This window comes from Sanguibacter sp. 25GB23B1, from assembly GCF_040012415.1.
Lineage (GTDB): Bacteria > Actinomycetota > Actinomycetes > Actinomycetales > Cellulomonadaceae > Sanguibacter.
Window position 1 is genome coordinate 48,697 of the sequence record NZ_JBDYKL010000023.1, and the last position, 20,300, is coordinate 68,996.

The window sequence follows — 20,300 nt, forward strand, 5'->3', positions numbered from 1 at the left end:
GGCGCTGGGCCGGCAGGCCCGTGCCCGACGGCTCAGCCGGCGACGAGCTGCCATCCGAGCCGGAGGATGAGCGCGGACACGACGACGAGGAAGACGACGCGCACGAAGCCGCTGCCCTTCGCCACCGCCATCCGCGCCCCCAGGTAGGCGCCGACGAGGTTGGCGGCGCCGATGCACAGGCCCAGCGCCCAGATGACGGAGCCGTCGGGGACGAAGAAGATGAGGGCGCCGGCGTTCGTCGCGAAGTTCGTGATCTTGGCGAGCGCCGAGGCCGGGAGGAACGCGTACCCGAGGACGCTCACGAGTGCGATGACGAGGAACGTCCCGGTACCGGGACCGAGGAGGCCGTCGTAGGCGCCGATGACGACACCGATCCCGGCCGCGGCCCAGCGGTGCCCGTTGCCCTCCCACCGCAGCTCGTCGGTGTGCCCCAGGGTCGGTCGCAGCCACGTGTACGCGGCGACGCCGACGAGCACGGTGAGGATGATCGGGGTGAAGAGGTCCGCCGGGATCTGCGAGGCGAGCACGGCACCACCGAACGCTCCGACGCACGCCGCGAGCGCCATCGGGCCTGCCGTCCGCAGGTCCGGGCCGACGCGCCGGTAGTACGTGATCGCGCTGACCGAGGTGCCCATGATGCTGCCGAGCTTGTTCGTCGCGAGGGCCTGGACCGGTGTGATCCCGGGGACAAGGAGGAGCGCCGGGAGCTGGATGAGCCCGCCTCCGCCGACCACCGCGTCGATCCAGCCCGCGAGGAGGCCGGCGAGGACGAGGGCGACGAGGGTGGTGGCACCGACGTCGAGCCCACCCATCTCGAAACCTGCGCTGTCCACCGGCCAGTCCTACCACGGCGACGGCGCGCGGCGGCGGCTCCGGTGCCGATTGTCGCTACGCTCTGGGCATGACGAGCGCAGAGCCGCCCTCCCCGCCCATCCCGGTGCCCCCTGCGCCGCCGACCGACACGGCGTCCGGCTACCCGTCGCTGAGCAAGACGCCTGCCGATCCGACGGCGACCCAGGGCCCGGTCGGGTACCCGTCGACGGTCACGCCGGTCGAGTACGGCGTCATCGCCCAGGGCGTGCAGCGGACGTTCGGGAGCGTGCGCGCCGTCGAGGACGTCCAGGTGCTCGCACGACGCGGTGCCGTCACCGCGCTCATCGGACCCAACGGCTCCGGCAAGACGACCCTCATGCTCATGCTCGCCGGGCTGCTCGTCCCCGACGCGGGACGCATCTTCATCGACGGCATGGACCCCGTCACCCAGAACTACGCGGCACGCTCGCGCGTCGGATGGATGCCGGACGTCTTCGGGACGTGGGACTCGCTCACGGCCCGCGAGGTGCTCGAGACCACCGGGGCCACCTACCGGCTGCCGGCCGGGTACGCCAAGCAGCGTGCCGCCGAGCTCCTGACGACCGTGCACCTCGCCGAGCTCGCCGACCAGCCCGCGCACGTGCAGTCCCGCGGGCAGAAGCAGCGCCTCGGCCTCGCGCGGGCGCTCGTCCACAGCCCGTCGGTCCTCATCCTCGACGAGCCGGCCAACGGCCTCGACCCACGCTCACGCATCGAGCTGCGCACCCTCGTGCGAGCCATCGCCGCCGCGGGCACGACCGTCCTCATCTCGAGCCACATCCTCACCGAGCTCGACGAGATGGTCGACGACGCCGTCTTCATCTCCGGGGGCCGCACGGTGGTGAGCGAGTCCGTCGCCGACGCGCGCACCGCCCACCGCACGTGGCGGATGAAGGCCATGACCCCGGAGCCCCTCCACGCGTGGCTGCGGTCGGTCCACGTCCCCTACGTCGACCAGCCCGACGGCTCGCTCGTCCTCCAGCTCGCCGGCGAGGAGGCCGCGTCGCGACTGCTGCGCGACAGCGTCACGGCCGGCGTGCCCGTCGTGTCCCTCGCGCCCTCGGGCGGCGCGCTCGAGCAGACGTATCTCTCCCTCAACGAGGAGCGCCGGTGACCTACCCTCCCGCCCAGCCGTCCGCCTACGGGACTACCGCCCCAGGACCTGCCGACCGCGGCGACTGGTCGCTCTCCTGGCACGGGGTGCGTACCGTGGCGCGCCTCGAGCTCACGCAGCGCATCCGGTCGACGCGGTGGAAGACCGCGCTCATCGTCTGGTTCGTCGTCGTCGGCGGCATCTCGATCCTCATCAGCACGGCCGCGTCCTTCGGGTCGAGCTACGGCGAGATCAGGACCGGCCCACTGATCTTCGGCCTCAACGTCTTCTTCATCCTCTTCGTCGGCCTCCTCGTCACCCCGACGCTCAGCTCGACCGCCATCAACGGGGACCGCAACGCCGGTACCCTCGCCATCCTCCAGGTCACGCTCCTCACGCCGCTGGAGATCACCCTGGGCAAGCTCCTCGCCGGATGGTGCGCCGCGCTCGCGTTCCTCGCCGTGAGCATCCCGTTCATCGTGTGGGCCTTCTTCGCCGGCGGCGTCCCCGTCCTGGCCGTCGTGACGACGTTGCTGCTGCTCAGCCTCATCCTCGCGGTCGTGTGCGCGTTCAGCCTCGCGCTGTCCTCGCTCGTCACCAAGACGAGCGGGTCGACGATGCTCTCCTACCTCGTGGTCGCCGGGGTGTCGTTCTTCTCGTTCATCCTCTTCCTCCTCACGCTCATCCCCATGACGAGCGAGGAGACCGTCCGGGTCCAGCAGGCCTCGGCCTACGACTCCGACACGGGCGAGGTCACCGAGTGCGTGTGGGAGACGTACACGCGCAGCGAGGTGCACACCGAGCGGACCTGGTGGCTTCTCGCCATCAACCCGTTCGTCATGGTGGCCGACGCGTCACCGGGCGGGGAGGTCTTCGGCGACGACGGCGCCAACCCGCTCGCCGCGATCCGTGACGGCGTCCGCGAGATGCGTGCCGGGCAGGGCGAGCCGTACACCACCTGCCCGTCAGAGATCTCCGGGATCGAGGACGAAGACCCGTCGACTGCACCCGTGTGGCCGCTCGGTCTCGTGTTCTACGTCCTGCTCGGCGCCGGGTCCGTGGCCCTCACGGTCCGGCGCATCCGGATCCCGCAGCGCAAGCTGGCCCGCGGGACCCGCGTCGCCTGAGCGTCAGGACTGGAGCGCGTCGTACTCCGCCTCGGCCGCGACGTCGTCGTCGACGTCGAGGCGGAGGTGACCGAGGATCAGCTGCAGCACGCGCAGGGCGCTCGCGGCCCGCTCGCCCCAGGAGGACAGGTAGGAGAACTGCCACCACCAGAGGGCTTCGATGGTGTTGCCTGCGTCGTAGTGCTGCAGGCCCTGGGTGAGGGCCGACGCGATCGTCGTGAGGTCGGCCGAGAGGCTCGCTCCCCCGAGGTCGGGGCCGAGGACGGGGTCGATGACCTCGACGTACTCGTCGAGGCCGTCGAGAACCTTCGCGAGCCCGACGCGCAGCGGGTCGAGGTCGAGCTCTTCGCCGTCGTCCGGCTCGAAGCGCTCGGACGGGACCACGTCGATCATCGCGCCCAGGCGGGCGCCGGCGCCGAGGATGTCGGACGTCGCCAGGAGGAGGAGCGGGATCGCCGCGTCCGGTGCGCCGCCGGAGGCGACCTCGGCGCACGTCTGGAGGAAGCGCTTGGCCTGCGGCACGACGGCAGCGGCCACGGATCGCAGGTCTGCCGCGTCGTGCACCGGGCTGTCGCCCACGGTCCCGTGCTCCGGCGTGGTCTCGTCAGTCATCAGGTCGTCTCCAGGCTCCGGACGCCGGCAGGTCTGCCTGGCGTCGTCTCTCCAGTGTCCCCCGGCGAGGGGGCGCAGCGCGAACGTACGGGAACGGGCAGCGTGGTGCGGGGTGGTTCAGCCGCCGACGACGCGGCGACCCTCGAACGCTCGGCCGAGCGTGACCTCGTCCGCATACTCGAGGTCGCCGCCGACGGGCAGGCCGGAGGCCAGGCGCGTCACGCGCAGGCCCATCGGGCCGAGCAGGCGTGCGAGGTAGGTCGCTGTGGCCTCGCCCTCGACGTTCGGGTCCATCGCGAGGATGACCTCCTGCACCACGCCGTCGGCGAGGCGCGTGAGGAGCTCTTTGATCCGGAGGTCGTCGGGTCCGACGTTGTCGATCGGGTTGATGGCTCCGCCGAGCACGTGGTACCGGCCGCGGAACTCTCGCGTGCGCTCGACGGCGACGACGTCCTTGGGCTCCTCGACCACGCAGATGACTGCAGGTGAGCGGCGCGGGTCGCGGCACACGCGGCACTGCTCGGACTCGGCGACGTTCCCGCAGATCTCGCAGAACCGGACGCGGGCCTTCACCTCGGTGAGCGCGTCGACGAGCCGCCGGACGTCGCCGCCGTCTGCCGCGAGCAGGTGGAACGCGATGCGCTGCGCACTCTTGGGGCCGATGCCGGGCAGCAGCCCGAGCTCGTCGATCAGGTCCTGGACCACGCCTTCATACATGCCCCCAGCCTATGCGGCTCCCGGGTGCGGGCGGGCCGTCGGCGCGCGCCTGCGCCATCCGTGACTGGTCCGGGCCCGGATGGGCCCGGTGTCAGCCTTCGGTGTCGAGGATCTCGTCGATGACCACGCCACCGAGCATCTGGGCGACGAGCGGTGCACCCACGAGACCGGAGGAGGCGAGGTCCTCGTCGTCGGGCTGCGGGTCGTCGACGACCTGCGTGCGTTCGATCTCTTCGCGCCGCGACCGGGCGACGCGGCGTTCCGCGGCCTGGCGCGGGCTCTCGCGCTCTGTCTCCGGCGGTGGCTCGTGCCCCGGGTCGAAGTCCTCCGGCGGTTCCTCGCCGAACTCGCTCGATCCACCGGTCGTCGGACGTCGACGGGCTGCGTCCGACGCACCCGCACCTGGACCCGACGAGCCGGCACCTGGCGAGCCGGGAGCCGGGGCGCCTGAGCCCGAGGCCGTGGCTCCTGCGGTCTGGGGGTGGGCGCCCTGCGGCGCTGGCACAGCGGTCGGGTCGGTGGCGGAGGGGGGCGTGGGTCCAGCGCCTGCCGGGGGGCGCGCGGGGGCGTCCCACGACGCGGCTGCGGCCGCTGGGTCGACTCCCGCGATCCGCCCGACCGGGCCGCCTGGCCCGTGTCCTGGTGTGCTGTCGGCACCCTGGGCCGAGGACGTACCGCCTGACGCGGAGGGCCGTCCGCCGGTGGTGCCGCTGGTGCGCGACGAGTCCTCGAGACCGCCCTCGACACGGACCTCGAAGCCGAGCGTCTCCCGGACGGCTCGCTGGACGAGCTCGGCGCCGGGACCGTTGCGGAAGGCCGTCGCCAGTCCGGCTGATGCGAAGGTCAGGTGGAGCGTCGTGTCCGTGAGGTCGGCGATCTGCGCGTTCTGGCTCACGAGCGCCCAGGTCGCCTTCCGGAGCCTGCTCAGTGTGTCGAGGACCTCCGGCCAACGACGACGCAGCATCTCGGTGCTCGCCGCACTCCCGGTACCGGCGGCTGCGGGGGCCGGGGCGGCTGCAGGGGTAGGCGTAGCGGGGGTAGGCCTAGCGGGGGCAGAGGCGGCTGCGGGCTCGACGGCGCGCTGTGCCTCCTCGGCGGCGACGACCGGTGCCTGCACGTCCGCCGGAGCTGGTGATCGAGGCGAGGCGGGCCGCTCCAGGTCCGGGGCCGGGGTCGGCTCCTCGACGCGAGGAGCTGTCGCAGGTGCGGCAGGCGCGGGCTCGGCGGGCGCGGGGGCGGGGGCGGGGGCGCGCTCGGGGGACGTCCCGTCGTCCGGCGCGGTCGTTGGCCGTGCCTCCGCCGGCGGGATCACCTCCGCGGGCGGCGTGGGACGAGGCGTCTCCGCTGCCGGAGCCGGTGCCACGGGTGTCGGCGCAGGGGATGTCGACGCAGTGGGTGTCGGCGCGGGGAGTCGCTCGGCGGGTGCGTGCACGACCTGCACGGGCGGCGCCCCGACCGCAGGGCGAGCAGGTGCCGTCGGTGCATGGGTGAGCCCGCGCTCGAGCCGGTCGAGCCGTGCGCCGACGCCGGACAGGGAGTCGTCGACGGCGGGCAGGAGCAGCCGGGCGCAGAGGAGCTCGAGGTGCAGCCGGGGGGACGTCGCGCCGCTCATCTCGGACAGTGCGGCGTTGACGACGTCGGCCGAGCGGGAGAGCTCGGCGGCGCCGAGGTTCGTCGCCTGTGCCTGCATGCGGGCCATCTGGTCGGCTGGGACGCTGCGGAGCACGGCCTGGGCGGCGTCGCCGGAGACGGACAGGACGATGAGGTCGCGCAACCGCTCGAGGACGTCCTCGACGAAGCGGCGCGGCTCGTGCCCGGTGGAGATGACGTGGTCGACGACGCGGAACATCGTCGCACCGTCGCGTGCTGCGAGGGCCTCGACGACGTCGTCGAGCAGTGTCACGTGCGTGTACCCGAGCAGGGCGACGGCCCGCTCGTAGTCGAGGGTCGCCTCGTGCGCTCCTGCCATGAGCTGGTCGAGCACGGACAGCGAGTCCCGGACGGAGCCGCCGCCGGCACGCACGACGAGCGGCAGCACGCCGGAGCCGACGGCGATGCCCTCGCTCGCGCAGAGGTCGCCGAGGTAGGCCTGCAGGGTCTCGGGCGCGACGAGCCGGAAGGGGTAGTGGTGGGTGCGGGAGCGGATGGTGCCGATGACCTTGTCGGGCTCCGTCGTGGCGAAGATGAACTTGAGGTACTCGGGCGGCTCCTCGACGATCTTCAGCAGGGCGTTGAAGCCCTGGGCCGTGACCATGTGGGCCTCGTCGAGGATGAAGATCTTGAAGCGGTCGCGCGACGGGCTGAAGGTGGCGCGCTCGCGCAGCTCGCGGGCGTCGTCCACACCACCGTGGCTCGCCGCGTCGATCTCGACGACGTCGAGGCTGCCCGGTCCGCCGCGGGCGAGGTCGACGCACGACTCGCACTCGCCGCACGGGGTGTCGGTCGGCGTCTCGGGGGTGTTGCGCGCGCAGTTGAGGATCCGGGCGAGGATGCGCGCGGAGGTCGTCTTGCCGCAACCGCGCGGCCCGGAGAAGAGGTAGGCGTGGTTGACGCGGTCGGAGCGCAGCGCCTGCATGAGGGGTGCCGTCACGTGCTCCTGACCGATGACCTCGGCGAAGTTCTCAGGACGGTATCGGCGGTACAGGGCTGTGCTCACGTCGCCACTTTAGACGGTGGACCTGACAGCCGACGGACTGCGGTTGGACCACCAACGCTCACGCTGGCAGCACCGGGCGGACGACAGCAACCTCGGGGTCGGCCGGGCACACGAACATGAGCACCCGGTCCCCGGTCTCCGGCGCAGCATCGACCTGCCGGGTGGGGACAACCAGCTGCACGTTCCACTGCTGCCCCGGCACCAGTGCAGTCGCGAGAACGAGACGGACCTCGTGCAGCGCGTTGGAGCCAGGCTTGTCCAGCCACCGATGCCGCACCACCTCCGCCTCGACAAGCTCATGGTTGTCGAGCACCTGACTCAGCCGCCGCCACCTCGCCCGCCGCGTCAGGCGCACCTTGCGCCAGAAGTACGCCACGACCCACAGGAAGACCGCTCCGGAGACCGCCACCTCGACCCACAGACCGGCGCGAAGATTCTCCACCAGAGCGACGACACCGCCGACCGCATACATCTCCCACGCCACGACCGACTCCGCGTCAGCACCCATGACGGCGAAGGAAACGAGGACCACGAGCACGACCAGCACGAGGGCCCAGACGTCCCCGGACAGTCCGACGAGAGCGACCGCCTTCTCCCTCTCGGGTGACAACAACCACACGAACGCCGTGATCAGGGCGGCGAACAGCAACGTATGCACCACCCGAAGCACACGAGCGACCGGGCGATCGACATCGCCCTTGAGGACACCCTTCCGTGGAAACACCGCAGCAGAAGCAGCATCGGCCGCCGGCACGGCAACGACCGGCTGCTCGTCGAACGCAGGCGCAAACCTGCCACGCGCCCCCACACCATCCCCCTCCCACCGCTGACCGCTCACGCCGGCAGCACCACCCGGACCCCGGCGACAGACGTCCCGGCGGCGGCGCGGCTCGTTCCGTCGAGCAGTACCGCCACCTTCCGGCTCCGGTGCTCGTCAACGGTGGAGCCGGGCGGGACAGTACCGGGATACATCGCTCACGTCCTGTGTCTCGACGGAATCTTCAGGGGCATGGTGTCTCGCCGTCGAGAGGGTGACCTGGTGAGCGGCACTCAGACTGTAGTGGGGTTCCGTGGGCCCGCGACGCCGTCCACAGGGGGAGAAGGACCCGGGGAGTTCTCCCCACCGCTGGTGGTCGCACACAGAGTCCTTCGTCGTCCACCATGGAGCCTGCCAGCACGGACGACGACGAGGGGGCTCCATGACGGCCGAGCACGCGGAGCTGCAGAAGCTCATCGAGAAGAACCTGCGCGAGGCCCTGCAGACGGAGACGATCGCGGCTGAGGTCCTCCCTCGGCTGGAGGCTCTCGTCGGGATCGGGACGTCACAGGCCGGGGTGCGGTCGACTGTGAACCACAGCGGGATCGTCACGGACCTGGCGTTCTCCGAGGCGTCGGTCGGCCTGCCGCTCGACGAGCTGCGCTCCGAGGTGCTGACGAGCGTGCGGACGGCGATCACGGACGTCCAGGAGCAGGCAGCCCCCCTCCAGTCGCAGCTCGCCGTGGACGCGCGTCCGCTCGACGACATGAGCGTCCTCGACTCCCTCGACCGGATCATGCAGAGCACCCTCGCCAACCCGGCGTCCCGCCCGACCGGAGGCTCCTCGTGACGCTCGAGGTCGATACCGAGGCGCTACGTGCTCACGCCGGAGACGTCGACTACATCTCCCAGCAGCTCGAGGGAGCCCTCGACGCCGGTGCGACGACCGCGCTCGCGACGGACGCCTTCGGGATCATCTGCTCGTTCCTCGTCCCGTTCACGACGACCGTCCAGCTCGCGGGCGTCGCCGCACTCGTCGCCGCCTCGCAGACCACCAGCGGAATCGCCTCAGGGCTGCGCAGCACCGCTGACGCCTACGACGAGGTCGACGACCTCTCGAACGGTGGTCTCACAGCCCTCATCACGCGGCTCACCTCATGAACGACCTCATCGTCGAGACGACGACACCGTCCACCCTCTCCTGCATGGAGGGCCTGCGGATCGTCGGGCCGGCTATCGCCATCGTGGACAGCTTTGAACGCGAGAGTGCGTTCGTCTTTGCTGCGGGCGCCGCCAGCGTAGCGACGGATATCGCAGAGTTCGTCGTCGACCCCATCGCGGCCATCGGCGCGAGCGCCGCCTCGTTCGCCATGGAGTACTTCGCGCCACTGCGGGAAGCCCTCGACTCGGTGACGGGAAACGCGCTCGCGGTGCAGGCTCAGGCCCAGACCTGGATGAAGATCGCCGACCAAGTCACCGAGTCGGCCGAGTCCTACACCCTGCGCACAGCCACCGCCCTCACCGGCTGGGAAGGACCGGCCGCCACGGGGTATCGGACGTTCGTCGCGTCGTACACGCAGATCCTCGGCGGCGTCGGCACGCTGTGCTCACAGATCTCGTCGACGATGGTCGGCGCCAGCGCCGTCGTGGGCTTCGTCCGCACGATCGTCCGGGAGACGATCGCCGATCTCGTGGGGAAGCTCATCTCCTGGGCCGCACGGATCTACCTGACCGGAGGGCTCGGTGCAACGTGGGTCGTCCCCGAAGCCGCACGGACGATCGCCTTGTACGTCAAGAAGGTGCAGGCGTGGATCAAGGACCTCACGGACTGGTTCCAGAAGCTCGCGCAGGCACTCAAGGACATGAACAACAGCCTCGACCTGCTTGTACCCGTCCTCGCGCGGATCCGCCAGAGCGTCGACATCCCCCTCGTCCCGCTCGGGACGACGCGTGCGGCGAACCGCAACACACCCAACGTCCAGGACCTCGTGCCGGTGGGGTTCACGATGATGACGAACAGCGCGAGCTCTGGCCTGAGATCAGGCCTCGATGCCGCCAAGGAGCCCGAATGAGCACGCCGCAGATGCCAGACACCGACGCCAGCTATGAGGCGTCCCTCGCGCTCATCGAGTCGTGGGGCCGTCGTGCCCAGGAACAGGTGGAGAGCGCGGAGGCGCTCGAGCGGGACGTCACGGCTCTCCGGGTCTCACGATGGTCGCCCGGGCGGACGGTCCGCGTGACCCTCGACAACGCCGGGCTGCTCACCGACATCGAGTTTGCCGACGCTGCGCGGTCGCGCTCCGCGGCCGCGCTGAGCCGGGAGGCCCTCACAGCGCTGCGCGGCGCCATGGACGATCTCCAGGCGCGCGTCGCCGAGGTCGCCGCGGACCACGCAGGCACGGACGGGCTGGCCTCGACACTCGTCACGTCGTACGACCGCACGCTCTCTGCACCTCTCACCGAGTATCGGCCCACGGACGATGCGGAGAGTCACCCGACGCTCCGCTGATCCAGAGCCCGGGCACCCAGATCAGGCGGGCAGCACCGGCCGGACGACGGCGACCTCGAGATCTCCAGGGCACACGAAGACCAGCACCCGGTCCCCGGTCTCCGGCGCGGCATCGAGCTGACGTCTCTGGATCCAGAGCTCGACGCTCCACTCCTGGCCAGGCAGCTGCGAGCTCGCTAGAACGACGCGAAGCCTGTGCACCGTGGTCGAGCCGTGCGTCTCCTGCCAGTGGTGCCGAACCACCTCGGCCTCGACGAGCCGATGATCGTCGACCACGCGGCGCAACCGCAGCCACCGGGCCTGCCGCGTGTGCCGCATCTTGCGCCAGAAGTACGCCACGACCCAGAGGAAGCCCGCCGGGACGATCGCCAGATCGACCTCCACCCCCAGCCGGAGGTACTCCACCAGAGCGACGACACCACCGACGGCGAACATCTCCCACGCCGCGACCGACTCCGCGTCGACGGCCATGACGGCGAAGGCTGCGAGCATCACGAGCGCTGACAGCGCGAACGCCCAGGTCTCACCGGACAGTCCGATCAGAGCGACCGTCCTCTCTCTCCCGGGATAGATGAGGTGGACATGCGCCAAGACCAAGGAGCTGAGCAGCACCATGTGCACGGCCCGACGCACCTTCGCGGCCGGGCGGTCGACGTTGAGCCTGAGGACACCCTTCCGAGGAAACTCCGCCGCCGCCGCCGAGCTCGTCGCCGCCACCGCGACCACGGGCAGACTGTCGATCGCGGGCGCGAGCCGCCTGCCAGCCTCGACACGGTCCCCGTCCTGCCTTCGACCGTTCACGCAGTCGACACCGGTCGCATGACGGCAACCTCAGGTCGGCGGTACTCGGCTGTGCTCACGCCGCCACCCTAGACGGTGGATCTCACCGCCGGCCACGCCGGTCGCTGTCGACGCGACCAGCCCGGCGGGTCCTGCGTCCCGCACGGCTCGGGGACCAGACCCAGGACCGTGCCGGCGGCACCGCTGGCGCGAGTCTCGGCAGGTCACGGCTCTGTCCGTCAGCAGCGGCCGATGGGGACTTCTCTCCATCCGACCGGCCCTTCGTGGTGCCCGCGGTCCCCTAACCTTCGGAGAGGGCTCCCGCACCTGGTGAGCACTGCCCACCACCGACAGGGAGACCCGACATGAGCGATCTGGCTGCACCCGCCCCTACGGGGACGGTGGAGATCCACTCGGTCGAGGATCTGCTCGCGAAGATCACGCGGGTCGAGGAGTCCATGGACCTGCTGAGCACTGCTCGGACCGAGCTGGAGAAGATCACCATGCGGCCCGCGCGTCAGGCGTGGTCCACGGTGCCTTCGCTGGTGTCGTTCGCGGGGACGTATGTGGGTGCGTGCTCGGCGACGATCGCGGTCGTGGACAAGGCCGAGGCCCAGGTCGTGGGGATGGCTGACGCGATCCGGTTGTTCGCGGCGGGGATGGACCTGCAGGACACGACCGCGCTAGACGCGCTGGCCGGCCTGGAAAAGAAGGTCGAGGAGGCCCTCGCCCCCACGCCCCTCCCGGTCCCGGACAGGCAGCAGGACGGGCGGATCATCAAGACCCATATGCACCAGCAACCCTTCTGACCCGCACCGCCTCGTCCAGCACAGCCCGTTCGCCCCGATCCATCAGCAGAAGAGAGTGTCATCGTGTCGCAGTGGGACAACCCAGCACGCCCAGGATCGGTCCCTACGGGTCCGCCCGCGGGCGGACCTGCACCACGACGGTCGCGCCGACCGCTGATCATCACCCTCGCGGTGCTCGTCGTCGTCCTCGTGGCCGCCGGCGCCCTGTTCGTGTCTGGGGTCTTCACCGGTGATGGCGACGATGCTGATGCCTCCCCGACCACGCCCGCTGCGACGCCGACCATCGCGCCGACGCCCGAAGAGATCCCCGGCAAGACGATCGGCACCCAGGCCAACCCGTACACGCCCGGGGACAGCTTCAAGTTCCTCGACGACTGGACCTTCAGTCTGGGCACGACGGACTTCGACACGTGGCCCGACGTGGGCCCCGCCCTGGAACAGAAGTTCCCCGACTCCATCGACTCTTACCGGCCCGGGCCAGGGATGGTGTTCGTGTCCGCACCCATGTCGATGACCTACACCGGTCCACCGACCTACCAGGGCCGCATCACGACGATCACCCTCCACTACATGACGGCTGACGGGACCGCGCTCCCCGCCGGCAACTGCGGCGTGGTCGGGATGTCAGTCGAGGCATTCGACGTCTCCGACGCTGTCGACCTGCCCGCGGTCGAAGGGGCCGCCTGCGCCGAGATCACACCAGAACAGGCCGTCGGCGGCCAGTGGCGGATCTCGCTCGATTTCCTCAACGAGGGAGACGGCACCGAGTACCTCCGCCAGATCTTCTACACCGCAGCCTGATCCAGCTCGTTCGTCCGCCATCCCCAGCCTGGAGCACTCATGACCTTCACGAACGAGACGATCCTCAACCGCATTCACAACCCCGCATCCATCGACGCAGCGTCGCCAGACTCATGGACACTCACGAAGGCATCGACGGCGCTTGCCGATGCTGCTGAGAGCCTGAAGAGTGTGGCCGTGGATGTGGGGTGGACGGGGTTGTCGGCGGAGAGCTCGGCGGAGGCGTTCGCGGCGGTGGGCAACTTCCTGCTCGGGCACTCAGACAACGTGGCCAAGCTGCAGGTGGTGGCCGTCGATGCGGAGCAGCTCGTGGCGAGCGGGCGCAGTCGGGCAGAGACGGTCGGTGCGTTGCCGGTGTCGTCGGCGTCGCCGTTCACCGCGTTCACCGCCCCGCCGGCGGTGGTGGAGAGTGATCCGAAATCGCGACCGACTACCAGGCGATGAAGATCTTGCAGGACATCGACGCCGAGGCCGCCCGCCTCCTGGGGTTGGCCCAGGCCGCCGAGGACTACGCCCTGCACACCCCCAACCCCGGGCCGGCCCCTGACTCGGTGCCGAACCCGGCACCGAACCCCGGTGGCAGGACCGGCGGGTCGAGCTGGAACGGCGGCGGGCCCTCGGGCGGGCCGTCCGGGTCCGGTGCGCCCGGTGGGTACGGGGTTACGCCGTACGGGTCCGGGAGCGTGAGCCCGGCCGGGTCGGGTGAGACGGGCACGGTCGGCCCCGGGTGGGCCCCTGGTTCAGGCGGCTATGGCACGGGCGGTGCAGGTACCGGTAGCTCCCCGAGCGGCGGGAGCAGCGGCTACGGCCCGAGCGCCGGCTACGGCTCGGGCACAGCGGGCGGCTCGACCTCGGTCGACGGTGCCACGGGCGGGTACGTCAACGGCCCGGGCGGGTACGGGACGGTCGACCGCACCGGTGCCTCCGGATTCGCCGGCGGCACTGGCGGCTCGGTCGGCGCCGGCAGTGGCAGTGGTTTCGGGTCGTCCGGGATGACCGCGGGTGTCATCGGTGCCGGCTCGGCAGGTCTGCTCGGTGGCGCCCGGTCGGGCGCCTTCGGCGCCACGGGTTCGGGGCTGTTCGGCGGCAGTGCAGCGGGTGGGCGCCCCGGCGTGGTCGTCCCGGGCGCCGGTGCGGGCGGGACCACTGGTGGTCGCGGCACGGGCCTGCCAGGGACAGTTCCTGGGACGGCCGGGACCCAGGGCACCTCCGGCACCACCGGCATGATGGGCGCCGGCGGCGCAGGAGGCGCAGGCCGCTCCTCGACGAAGGGCAAACGCACCTCCGCCGACTACCTCGCACCCCGCATCGACGACGACCCCTCAGCACCACGACGCACCGACGCCATGCGCGCCGGCTCACGCTCCGCCCTCGCCGCCCAACCACCACCCCCAACACCCGACGAACCCGACGACGACCACTGGTAGGCACCGCCACGTCCGTTCCTCCGCGACGGGTACTTCTCCCCGCGGGGAGAAGTACCCGTGGTGTCGCGTGGCGCAGGTCACGGCAGGCAGTCCACCATGAGAGTCGCAGGGGACGCGACGACAGGAGGACACGATGATGGACCAGCACAGCGAGCTGCGTGAGCTCATCGAGAAGAACCTGGAGTCCGCGCTCGAGACGCAGGTGGCAGCGCACGAGGTGCTCGCGCAGATCTCGCAGATCGTCGGCCGCGGCACGTCGCGCACGGGCGTGCGGGCGTCGGTCGACCACCGCGGGCTCGTCACCGACGTGGCGCTCTCGGAGCGGTGCGTCGGGCTCGGGCTGGACGAGATGCGGGCCGAGGTCCTCGAGAGCGTCGAGGCCGCACGCTCCGACGTCCAGCTCCAGGCGGCGCCGCTCCAGGCGCAGCTCCAGTCCGACCCCCGACCGCTCGAGCAGCAGACCGACGTGCTCGACGCGCTCGACCGCCTCGTCCGCGGCAGCACCGATCACCCGGGGGCCGGCCGGCCGGCCGCGCCCTCGAGTCCCCCACCGACCGACCCGACGACCGGAGACCGCCCATGACGCTCGAGGTCGACACAGACGCCGTCCGCGCGCACGCCTCCGAGGTCCGCGCCCTCGCGGGCGACCTCGCCGGAGCCCTCGACGCCGGAGTGAGCGCAGCGCTGGGTGCTGAGGCGTTCGGGATCATCTGCTCGTTCCTCGTCCCGGTCACGTCCACGGTGCAGCTAGCGGGCGTCGGCGCGCTGGCGGCCGCGTCGCAGTCGATGGAAGGGGTTGCGGACGGGCTCCGCGAGACCGCGAACGGCTACGACACGGTCGACGAGCTGACCAACGGTGGCCTCACGACGCTCATCGAGAGGCTGTCCTCGTGAACGACCTCATCGCCACCGCAGAGGCACCGTCGCTCGCGACCTGCGCCGAGGGGCTCCGCATCGTCGGTCCGGTGCTCGTCGTCGCCCGCGGCGTCGAGGAGGAGAGCTGGCTGACCGGCATCGCCGGTGGCGCCTCGATGGCGACGGACATCGCCGCCTTCGTCATCGACCCGATCGCCTCGATGGCCGCGAGCGCCGCGTCGTTCCTCATGGAGTACATCGAGCCGCTCCGGGAGGCGCTCGACTCTCTCGCCGGTAGCCCGGCGCAGGTGACCGCCCAGTCGCAGACCTGGTTCAACGTCTCGGCCAGCGTCTCGGAGACCACGGAGGCGTACTACGCCAAGGTCGACGGTGCGCTGGCCGGGTGGTCCGGCCCGGCTGCGACGGGGTACCAGACCTTCGTCAACTCGTACGGCCAGCTCGTGGGCGGGGTGGCGTCGATGTGCACCGGGATCGGCTACGCGATGGCGGGCGCGAGCGCTGTCGTCGGGTTCATCCGGGCGATCGTCCGCGACACCATCGCGGACCTCGTGGGCAAGCTCATCTCCTGGGCGATCCAGGTCGCGGCGACCGCCGGTGTCGGCGCCTCGTGGGTGGTCCCCAAGGCCGTGCACTCGATCGCGCAGTACGTGGAGAAGGTGCGGTCCTGGATCGAGAACCTCACGACGTCGATCCGCAACCTCTGCGAGAGCGTCGACATGATCAACAAGTGCCTCGACGACGTGGTCCCGGTCATCGCGAAGCTGCGGAATACGCTCGACGTGCCGATCTTCTCCTCGACGGGCTCCCGCAGCCTCAACAGCGGCATGCCGCACTGGTCCGACGCGATACCGTCCGGGATGAGCGGCGGGATCAACGGGGTCGAGAGCGGCACCGGAACGTACAAGAGCTCGACGGAAGGACAGTGATGGCGGTGCCTGACTACGAGGCCGGGTACCAGGCGTCGCGAGCGCTCATCGACTCGTGGGGCCGTCGGGCGCAGGAGCAGGTGGCGCGCGCCGATGCGCTGCAGCGCGCGATGGAGCAGCTGAGCATCACACGGTGGTCGGCTGGCCGCGAGGTCGGCGTGACGATCGACAGCGCCGGGCTGCTCCGGGACGTCGAGTTCACCGAGGCGTCACGCACGCGCTCGGCCGCCGCCCTGAGCAGGCTGCTCCTCACGGCGCTGCGCTCGGCGATGGACGAGCTCCGCACCCGGGCGGAGGAGATCGCCGCGGCGCACGCCGGGCCGGACAACCTCGCGTCGACGCTGGCCGCCCAGTACGAGTCGGCCCTCAGCGGCCCGCTCGCGTCGCTCCGGGCGAACGGCGCATCCGAGACGTCCGACCACAGGCCTGACACACCTCCTGGCACGGACCCGGGCGCGACCCGCGGCCGGTGATCTCTCGGCGTCGGGCCCCACGACGTTGCGCCCGACGGAGCATCGCTCAGTCGTCCGTGGTTCAGCGGTGCAGCGCCTTGCGCGCGAGCCGGTTCCCCAGCAGCTGCGCGAGCTGGACGATGACGATGATCACGGCGAGGGAGACGAACGTGACCTCCCAGTTGAACTTCTGGTACCCGTAGCGGATCGCGAAGTCGCCGAGGCCGCCTCCGCCGACGAGGCCCGCCATCGCGGACATGTCGATGACGCCGACGAAGAGGAACGTGTACCCGAGGATGAGCGGTGCGAGGGCTTCGGGGATCAGCACGGACCACACGATGCGCAGGCGCGAGGCACCCATCGCGCGAGCCGCCTCGACGACGCCCGGGTCGAGAGCGACGAGGTTCTGCTCGACGATCCGGGAGAACGCGAAGGCCGCGACGATCGACATCGGGAAGATCACCGCTGAGGTGCCGAGGGTGGTGCCCATCACCTCGCGCGTGAGGGGCGCGATCGCCGCGAGGAAGATGATGAACGGGATCGGCCGCACGATGTTCACGAGCACGTTGAGCACCGCGAACACGGGCCCGCTCGCGAGCAGGTTCCCCGTCCGTGTGACGTAGAGGCCCAGGCCGATGAGCAGGCCGGCGGCGCCGCCGATGATCATGCTCACGGAGACCATGAAGAGCGTGTCGCCCAGCGCCTCGAGGAGGATCGGGCTGAGGAAGGACCAGTCGCGGTTCATCGGTTCCCCCTGCCGAAGATCGAGAACGGGTTGAAGGAGGCTGTCACACCCTTGCGGGCAGCGGCCTCGGCATCCCGGGTCAGCGCGACCGTGGCGTCCGCGCCGTCACCTGGAGCGCCCTGGTCGGGCGGAGGCGGCGGGTCCGCGTCCGGGTCGGCCAGCGGGTTCTCGGCGGTGCCGAGGTCGACGACCCGGGTGTAGCCCTGGAGCCGCACGACCGCTCGCTCGACGTTCGACGACTCCCCCGTGAGCTCCCAGGTGAGCGACCCGAACGGACGCTCGGTGACCTCGCTGATGCCGCCGAAGATGATGGTGCCCTGGACCGAGTGCTCTGCGAGCACGTCGGTGATGCGCCCGCCGGAGGTGCCGTCCTCGTGGACGGAGACGGTGATGAGGCGGCCGGGGTGGCGGTGGCGCAGGCGCTCGAGGACGTCGGCGGTGGGCCGGTCCTTGATGGACGACTCGACGAAGCGCCGCGTGGCACGGTGCTTCGGGTTGGCGAACACGGAGTAGACGTCGCCGAGCTCGACGACCTTGCCGCCTTCCATGACGGCCACGCGGTCGCAGATCGACTTCACGACGTCCATCTCGTGCGTGATGACCACGACGGTGATGCCGAGCTCCTTGTTGACCTTCTTGAGGAGTGCGAGGACGTCCTGCGTCGTCTCGGGGTCGAGGGCGCTCGTCGCCTCGTCGGCCAGGAGGATGCGCGGGTTCGTCGCGAGGGCGCGGGCGATGCCGACGCGCTGCTTCTGACCACCCGAGAGCTGCCCGGGGTGCTGGCGCGCCTTCTCGGAGATGCCGACGAACTCGAGCAGCTCGGCGACGCGGGCCTTGCGCTTGGCCTTCGGCCACCCGGCGACCTCGAGGGCGTAGGCGACGTTCCCCGCCACGGTCCGGGAGGCGAGGAGGTTGAACTGCTGGAAGATCATGCCGATGCCGGCCCGGACGCTGCGCAGGCTCCCCTCGGAGAGCCCGGTGATCTCTCGGCCGTCGACCTCGATGGTGCCGCTGCTCGCGATCTCGAGCGCGTTGACGAGACGGACGAGCGTCGACTTGCCTGCGCCCGAGTAGCCGATCACCCCGAAGATCTCCCCCTGGAAGATGTCGAGGGTGACCGCGTCGACCGCGCGCAGCTCGCCCGAGCGGGTGGCGAACGTCTTGGTGACGTCCTGAAATCTCACGATCGCGGTCGCGTCGGCGCTCATGCGCTCTCCTTGTGGGTGGTGCGGGTCCTGCTCGGGCGCGAACCGTCGGAGGAGGAGTCCATCCTGCCAGGTGACGGCGGGGCGCACAGTGCGTGCGCCCCGCCGTCGGTCCGTGCAGGTCAGCGGTCGGTGCAGGTCAGCTGGTGCGCAGACCGTCCTCGATCTCCGCGAGGATCTCAGCGAGCTCCTCAGCGTCCTGGTCGGCGATGAACGCGCTGCCGCCCGCTGCCTCCTGGAGCGCTGCCTCGACCTCGGCGTCGTGCGAGATCTCGACGAGCTCGAGGAACGTCTCGTTGTCCTTGTCCTCAGAGCGCGAGACCCACACGTTGATGTACGGGCGTGCACCCTCGCTCTCGGCGTTGTCCGAGAAGAGCGCCTCTTCAGGGTCGAGGCTGGCGTCCTGGATGAAGTCGTTGTTCACGACTGCGCCGTCGATGCTCTCGAGGTTCGTCGCCGTCTGCGTCGCGTCGACCGGTGTCACCGTGACGCGCGAGGAGTCGAGGACGTCGGCCTCGGTGGAGGCGGACGAGCCGCCGTCGGCGAGCTCGAGGAGTCCGGCCTCCTGGAGGACGAGGAGCGCGCGCGCCAGGTTGGTCGGGTCGTTGGGGACCGCGATCTCGGCGCCGTCGGGGATCGCGTCGACGGAGTCGTGCTTCGTCGAGAAGAGGCTCAGCGGGTACACCGCCGTGGCGCCGATCGGCGTGAGGTCCTCCTCGGTGTTGACGTTGTACTCGGCGAGGAACTGCAGGTGCTGGAACTGGTTGAGGTCGAGCTCGCCCTGCGTGAGCGCCGGGTTGGGGAGCGTGTAGTCGCCGAGGTCGATGATCTCGACCGCGATGCCGGCAGCATCGGCCTTCTCCTCGAAGATCGTCCACTGGTCGTCGGCGGCGTTGACGACGCCGATCCTGATGGGCGCGTCGTCCTCTCCTGAGGCTGTCTCCTGCTCGTCGGCGCCGCAGGCGCTCAGTCCGAGTGCGAGGGCTCCGGCGACAGCGAGAGCGCTGAACGCCCGGGGGAATCGGTTCGTGCGGGTCATGATCGGTGTTCCTTCCGAGGCGGCACCAGGACGGTGCCGAGGGATGAGTCGAGGCGGTGGTTCATGGAGGTGTGCGGTTGATCGCGGGCACGGGAGTCCCTCACGGGCCGGCGAGGCCGGGACCGGGCCGCACGACGTCGCGGCTGAGGCCGGTCGGCTGGAGTGCGGTCCGCTGGACGCCGTCGTCGGCGCCGATGAGTCGCCGCGCTAGGCGGCATGCATCGGGGATGGACCCCGATCCGGGTGGGTCACTGGATCAGCGACAGCACCCGCTGGGCATGACGCCCAGGGTGAGGGTCGACGCGCAGCACATCATCGAGCGGCGCGGTGCGCTGGCTCGGACGTGGCTGGAGGTGTTCGGCGTGACCATGAGAGCAATCATGCGGGGCCGAGCCGGTCGACACCACTTGCGCTCCAGGAATCTCATTCTGTGAGCATTTTGGCGACCGCATCGCAGACAGAGGGGAACATTGTCGGGCGAACCCACCCATCCCACCGTCGGGATCTCTCGGCGCAGAAGCACGAGGGCACAAGAGGACCCCCCGCACACCCATCAGAGCTCACCTGCCCTTGCTGCCTTCCGGCCCTGGGGGAGTTCAGCAAGATGACGCCGCACGGGGGGTCGTCATCCAGCCTAACGCAGACAGGGGCTCCGAGGAAAAACCCTCGCCTCTCGGCCGCATCGCACCCCACCACGGGGGGCGGCCCCCGGCGGATTCGGTCTCACGCCCCACGTCCGCTATCCTCGTCAGGCTGGGTCCGCCCGGTGCACCACGGAGGATTCGCCTAGTGGCCTATGGCGCCGTCTTGGAAAGGCGGTTGGGTTAACGCCCTCGGGGGTTCGAATCCCCCATCCTCCGCAGCAGAGCAGGACAGAAGCGACGGAAGGGGTTGTGCCCACCGTGCTGTCTCTTATA

General features: G+C 70.6%; 23 protein-coding genes, 1 tRNA gene and 1 other RNA gene. 15 read left to right on the plus strand and 10 right to left on the minus strand.

Annotated features, from left to right (window positions below; translation table 11 throughout):
• Positions 1 to 32 precede the first annotated feature (32 nt).
• A complete protein-coding gene (locus ABKW26_RS13215) occupies positions 33 to 812 on the minus strand; it encodes a TSUP family transporter (RefSeq protein ID WP_348594258.1) in 780 nt (259 codons plus the stop codon).
• Positions 813 to 901: 89 nt separating this feature from the next.
• Between ABKW26_RS13215 and ABKW26_RS13220 the strand changes: the two genes are divergently transcribed.
• Together ABKW26_RS13220 and ABKW26_RS13225 are read left to right on the plus strand one after the other, a co-directional pair.
• Positions 902 to 1,966, plus strand: coding sequence for an ABC transporter ATP-binding protein (locus tag ABKW26_RS13220; protein WP_348594231.1), 1,065 nt, complete (start codon positions 902 to 904; stop codon positions 1,964 to 1,966).
• On the plus strand, positions 1,963 to 3,072 hold the full coding sequence (locus ABKW26_RS13225) for an ABC transporter permease (protein ID WP_348594232.1): 1,110 nt from the start codon (positions 1,963 to 1,965) through the stop codon (positions 3,070 to 3,072). Before ABKW26_RS13220 ends, ABKW26_RS13225 begins: the two co-directional genes overlap by 4 nt.
• Positions 3,073 to 3,075: 3 nt before the next feature.
• On the opposite strand, the gene ABKW26_RS13230 is transcribed toward ABKW26_RS13225, so the two are convergent.
• The 4 genes from ABKW26_RS13230 to ABKW26_RS13245 all read right to left on the minus strand — a co-directional run bounded on the left by ABKW26_RS13230 (position 3,076) and on the right by ABKW26_RS13245 (position 7,715).
• Positions 3,076 to 3,684: a DUF5063 domain-containing protein gene (locus ABKW26_RS13230; protein WP_348594233.1), complete on the minus strand. Its 609-nt coding sequence runs from the start codon at positions 3,682 to 3,684 to the stop codon at positions 3,076 to 3,078.
• A 117-nt stretch (positions 3,685 to 3,801) separates the two neighbouring features.
• On the minus strand, positions 3,802 to 4,401 hold the full coding sequence (recR, locus tag ABKW26_RS13235) for a recombination mediator RecR (RefSeq protein WP_348594234.1): 600 nt from the start codon (positions 4,399 to 4,401) through the stop codon (positions 3,802 to 3,804).
• Positions 4,402 to 4,492: 91 nt separating this feature from the next.
• Entirely contained in the window at positions 4,493 to 7,057 is a 2,565-nt protein-coding gene (locus tag ABKW26_RS13240) for a DNA polymerase III subunit gamma and tau (RefSeq protein ID WP_348594235.1), read from the minus strand.
• A 58-nt stretch (positions 7,058 to 7,115) separates the two neighbouring features.
• Positions 7,116 to 7,715, minus strand: coding sequence for a hypothetical protein (locus ABKW26_RS13245; RefSeq protein ID WP_348594236.1), 600 nt, complete (start codon positions 7,713 to 7,715; stop codon positions 7,116 to 7,118).
• A gap of 541 nt (positions 7,716 to 8,256) precedes the next feature.
• Between ABKW26_RS13245 and ABKW26_RS13250 the strand changes: the two genes are divergently transcribed.
• The 4 genes from ABKW26_RS13250 to ABKW26_RS13265 are packed head-to-tail and all read left to right on the plus strand — an operon-like array spanning position 8,257 to position 10,323.
• Positions 8,257 to 8,664: a hypothetical protein gene (locus tag ABKW26_RS13250; protein WP_348594237.1), complete on the plus strand. Its 408-nt coding sequence runs from the start codon at positions 8,257 to 8,259 to the stop codon at positions 8,662 to 8,664.
• Positions 8,661 to 8,975, plus strand: a complete 315-nt coding sequence (locus ABKW26_RS13255; RefSeq protein ID WP_348594238.1) for a type VII secretion target — start codon at positions 8,661 to 8,663, stop codon at positions 8,973 to 8,975. Before ABKW26_RS13250 ends, ABKW26_RS13255 begins: the two co-directional genes overlap by 4 nt.
• Positions 8,972 to 9,886, plus strand: a complete 915-nt coding sequence (locus ABKW26_RS13260) for a hypothetical protein (RefSeq protein ID WP_348594239.1) — start codon at positions 8,972 to 8,974, stop codon at positions 9,884 to 9,886. Before ABKW26_RS13255 ends, ABKW26_RS13260 begins: the two co-directional genes overlap by 4 nt.
• Positions 9,883 to 10,323 carry a YbaB/EbfC family nucleoid-associated protein gene (locus ABKW26_RS13265; protein ID WP_348594240.1) on the plus strand — a complete coding sequence of 147 codons (441 nt, stop codon included), beginning with the start codon at positions 9,883 to 9,885 and terminating at the stop codon, positions 10,321 to 10,323. The genes ABKW26_RS13260 and ABKW26_RS13265 overlap by 4 nt, the downstream gene beginning before the upstream one ends.
• 21 nt (positions 10,324 to 10,344) lie before the next feature.
• Here the strand turns inward: ABKW26_RS13265 and ABKW26_RS13270 are convergent, their stop codons facing one another.
• On the minus strand, positions 10,345 to 11,049 hold the full coding sequence (locus tag ABKW26_RS13270; RefSeq protein ID WP_348594241.1) for a hypothetical protein: 705 nt from the start codon (positions 11,047 to 11,049) through the stop codon (positions 10,345 to 10,347).
• A gap of 419 nt (positions 11,050 to 11,468) precedes the next feature.
• Between ABKW26_RS13270 and ABKW26_RS13275 the strand changes: the two genes are divergently transcribed.
• The 8 genes from ABKW26_RS13275 (at position 11,469) to ABKW26_RS13310 (ending at position 16,415) form a co-directional block, all read left to right on the plus strand.
• On the plus strand, positions 11,469 to 11,912 hold the full coding sequence (locus ABKW26_RS13275) for a hypothetical protein (protein WP_348594242.1): 444 nt from the start codon (positions 11,469 to 11,471) through the stop codon (positions 11,910 to 11,912).
• 63 nt (positions 11,913 to 11,975) lie between these two features.
• Positions 11,976 to 12,713, plus strand: a complete 738-nt coding sequence (locus ABKW26_RS13280; protein WP_348594243.1) for a hypothetical protein — start codon at positions 11,976 to 11,978, stop codon at positions 12,711 to 12,713.
• A gap of 39 nt (positions 12,714 to 12,752) precedes the next feature.
• Positions 12,753 to 13,157 (plus strand): hypothetical protein, encoded by a 405-nt coding sequence (locus ABKW26_RS13285; RefSeq protein ID WP_348594244.1) that lies wholly within the window; start codon positions 12,753 to 12,755, stop codon positions 13,155 to 13,157.
• A complete protein-coding gene (locus ABKW26_RS13290; protein ID WP_348594245.1) occupies positions 13,154 to 14,140 on the plus strand; it encodes a hypothetical protein in 987 nt (328 codons plus the stop codon). Before ABKW26_RS13285 ends, ABKW26_RS13290 begins: the two co-directional genes overlap by 4 nt.
• Before the next feature lie 133 nt (positions 14,141 to 14,273).
• Positions 14,274 to 14,723 (plus strand): hypothetical protein, encoded by a 450-nt coding sequence (locus ABKW26_RS13295; RefSeq protein WP_348594246.1) that lies wholly within the window; start codon positions 14,274 to 14,276, stop codon positions 14,721 to 14,723.
• On the plus strand, positions 14,720 to 15,034 hold the full coding sequence (locus tag ABKW26_RS13300) for a type VII secretion target (protein ID WP_348594247.1): 315 nt from the start codon (positions 14,720 to 14,722) through the stop codon (positions 15,032 to 15,034). Before ABKW26_RS13295 ends, ABKW26_RS13300 begins: the two co-directional genes overlap by 4 nt.
• Positions 15,031 to 15,942, plus strand: a complete 912-nt coding sequence (locus ABKW26_RS13305; protein WP_348594248.1) for a hypothetical protein — start codon at positions 15,031 to 15,033, stop codon at positions 15,940 to 15,942. The genes ABKW26_RS13300 and ABKW26_RS13305 overlap by 4 nt, the downstream gene beginning before the upstream one ends.
• A gap of 5 nt (positions 15,943 to 15,947) precedes the next feature.
• Positions 15,948 to 16,415 (plus strand): YbaB/EbfC family nucleoid-associated protein, encoded by a 468-nt coding sequence (locus tag ABKW26_RS13310; RefSeq protein ID WP_348594249.1) that lies wholly within the window; start codon positions 15,948 to 15,950, stop codon positions 16,413 to 16,415.
• 61 nt (positions 16,416 to 16,476) lie between these two features.
• Here ABKW26_RS13310 and ABKW26_RS13315 read toward each other — a convergent pair whose 3' ends face one another.
• The 4 genes from ABKW26_RS13315 to ffs all read right to left on the minus strand — a co-directional run bounded on the left by ABKW26_RS13315 (position 16,477) and on the right by ffs (position 20,010).
• Positions 16,477 to 17,139 carry a methionine ABC transporter permease gene (locus tag ABKW26_RS13315; protein WP_348594250.1) on the minus strand — a complete coding sequence of 221 codons (663 nt, stop codon included), beginning with the start codon at positions 17,137 to 17,139 and terminating at the stop codon, positions 16,477 to 16,479.
• A complete protein-coding gene (locus tag ABKW26_RS13320) occupies positions 17,136 to 18,347 on the minus strand; it encodes an ATP-binding cassette domain-containing protein (RefSeq protein WP_348594251.1) in 1,212 nt (403 codons plus the stop codon). The genes ABKW26_RS13315 and ABKW26_RS13320 overlap by 4 nt, the downstream gene beginning before the upstream one ends.
• 136 nt (positions 18,348 to 18,483) lie before the next feature.
• A complete protein-coding gene (locus ABKW26_RS13325; protein WP_348594252.1) occupies positions 18,484 to 19,383 on the minus strand; it encodes a MetQ/NlpA family ABC transporter substrate-binding protein in 900 nt (299 codons plus the stop codon).
• A 530-nt stretch (positions 19,384 to 19,913) separates the two neighbouring features.
• An RNA gene (gene ffs, locus ABKW26_RS13330) (signal recognition particle sRNA small type) lies at positions 19,914 to 20,010 on the minus strand.
• Between the two features lie 148 nt (positions 20,011 to 20,158).
• Between ffs and ABKW26_RS13335 the strand changes: the two genes are divergently transcribed.
• Positions 20,159 to 20,243, plus strand: a tRNA-Ser gene (locus ABKW26_RS13335).
• Positions 20,244 to 20,300 lie beyond the last annotated feature (57 nt).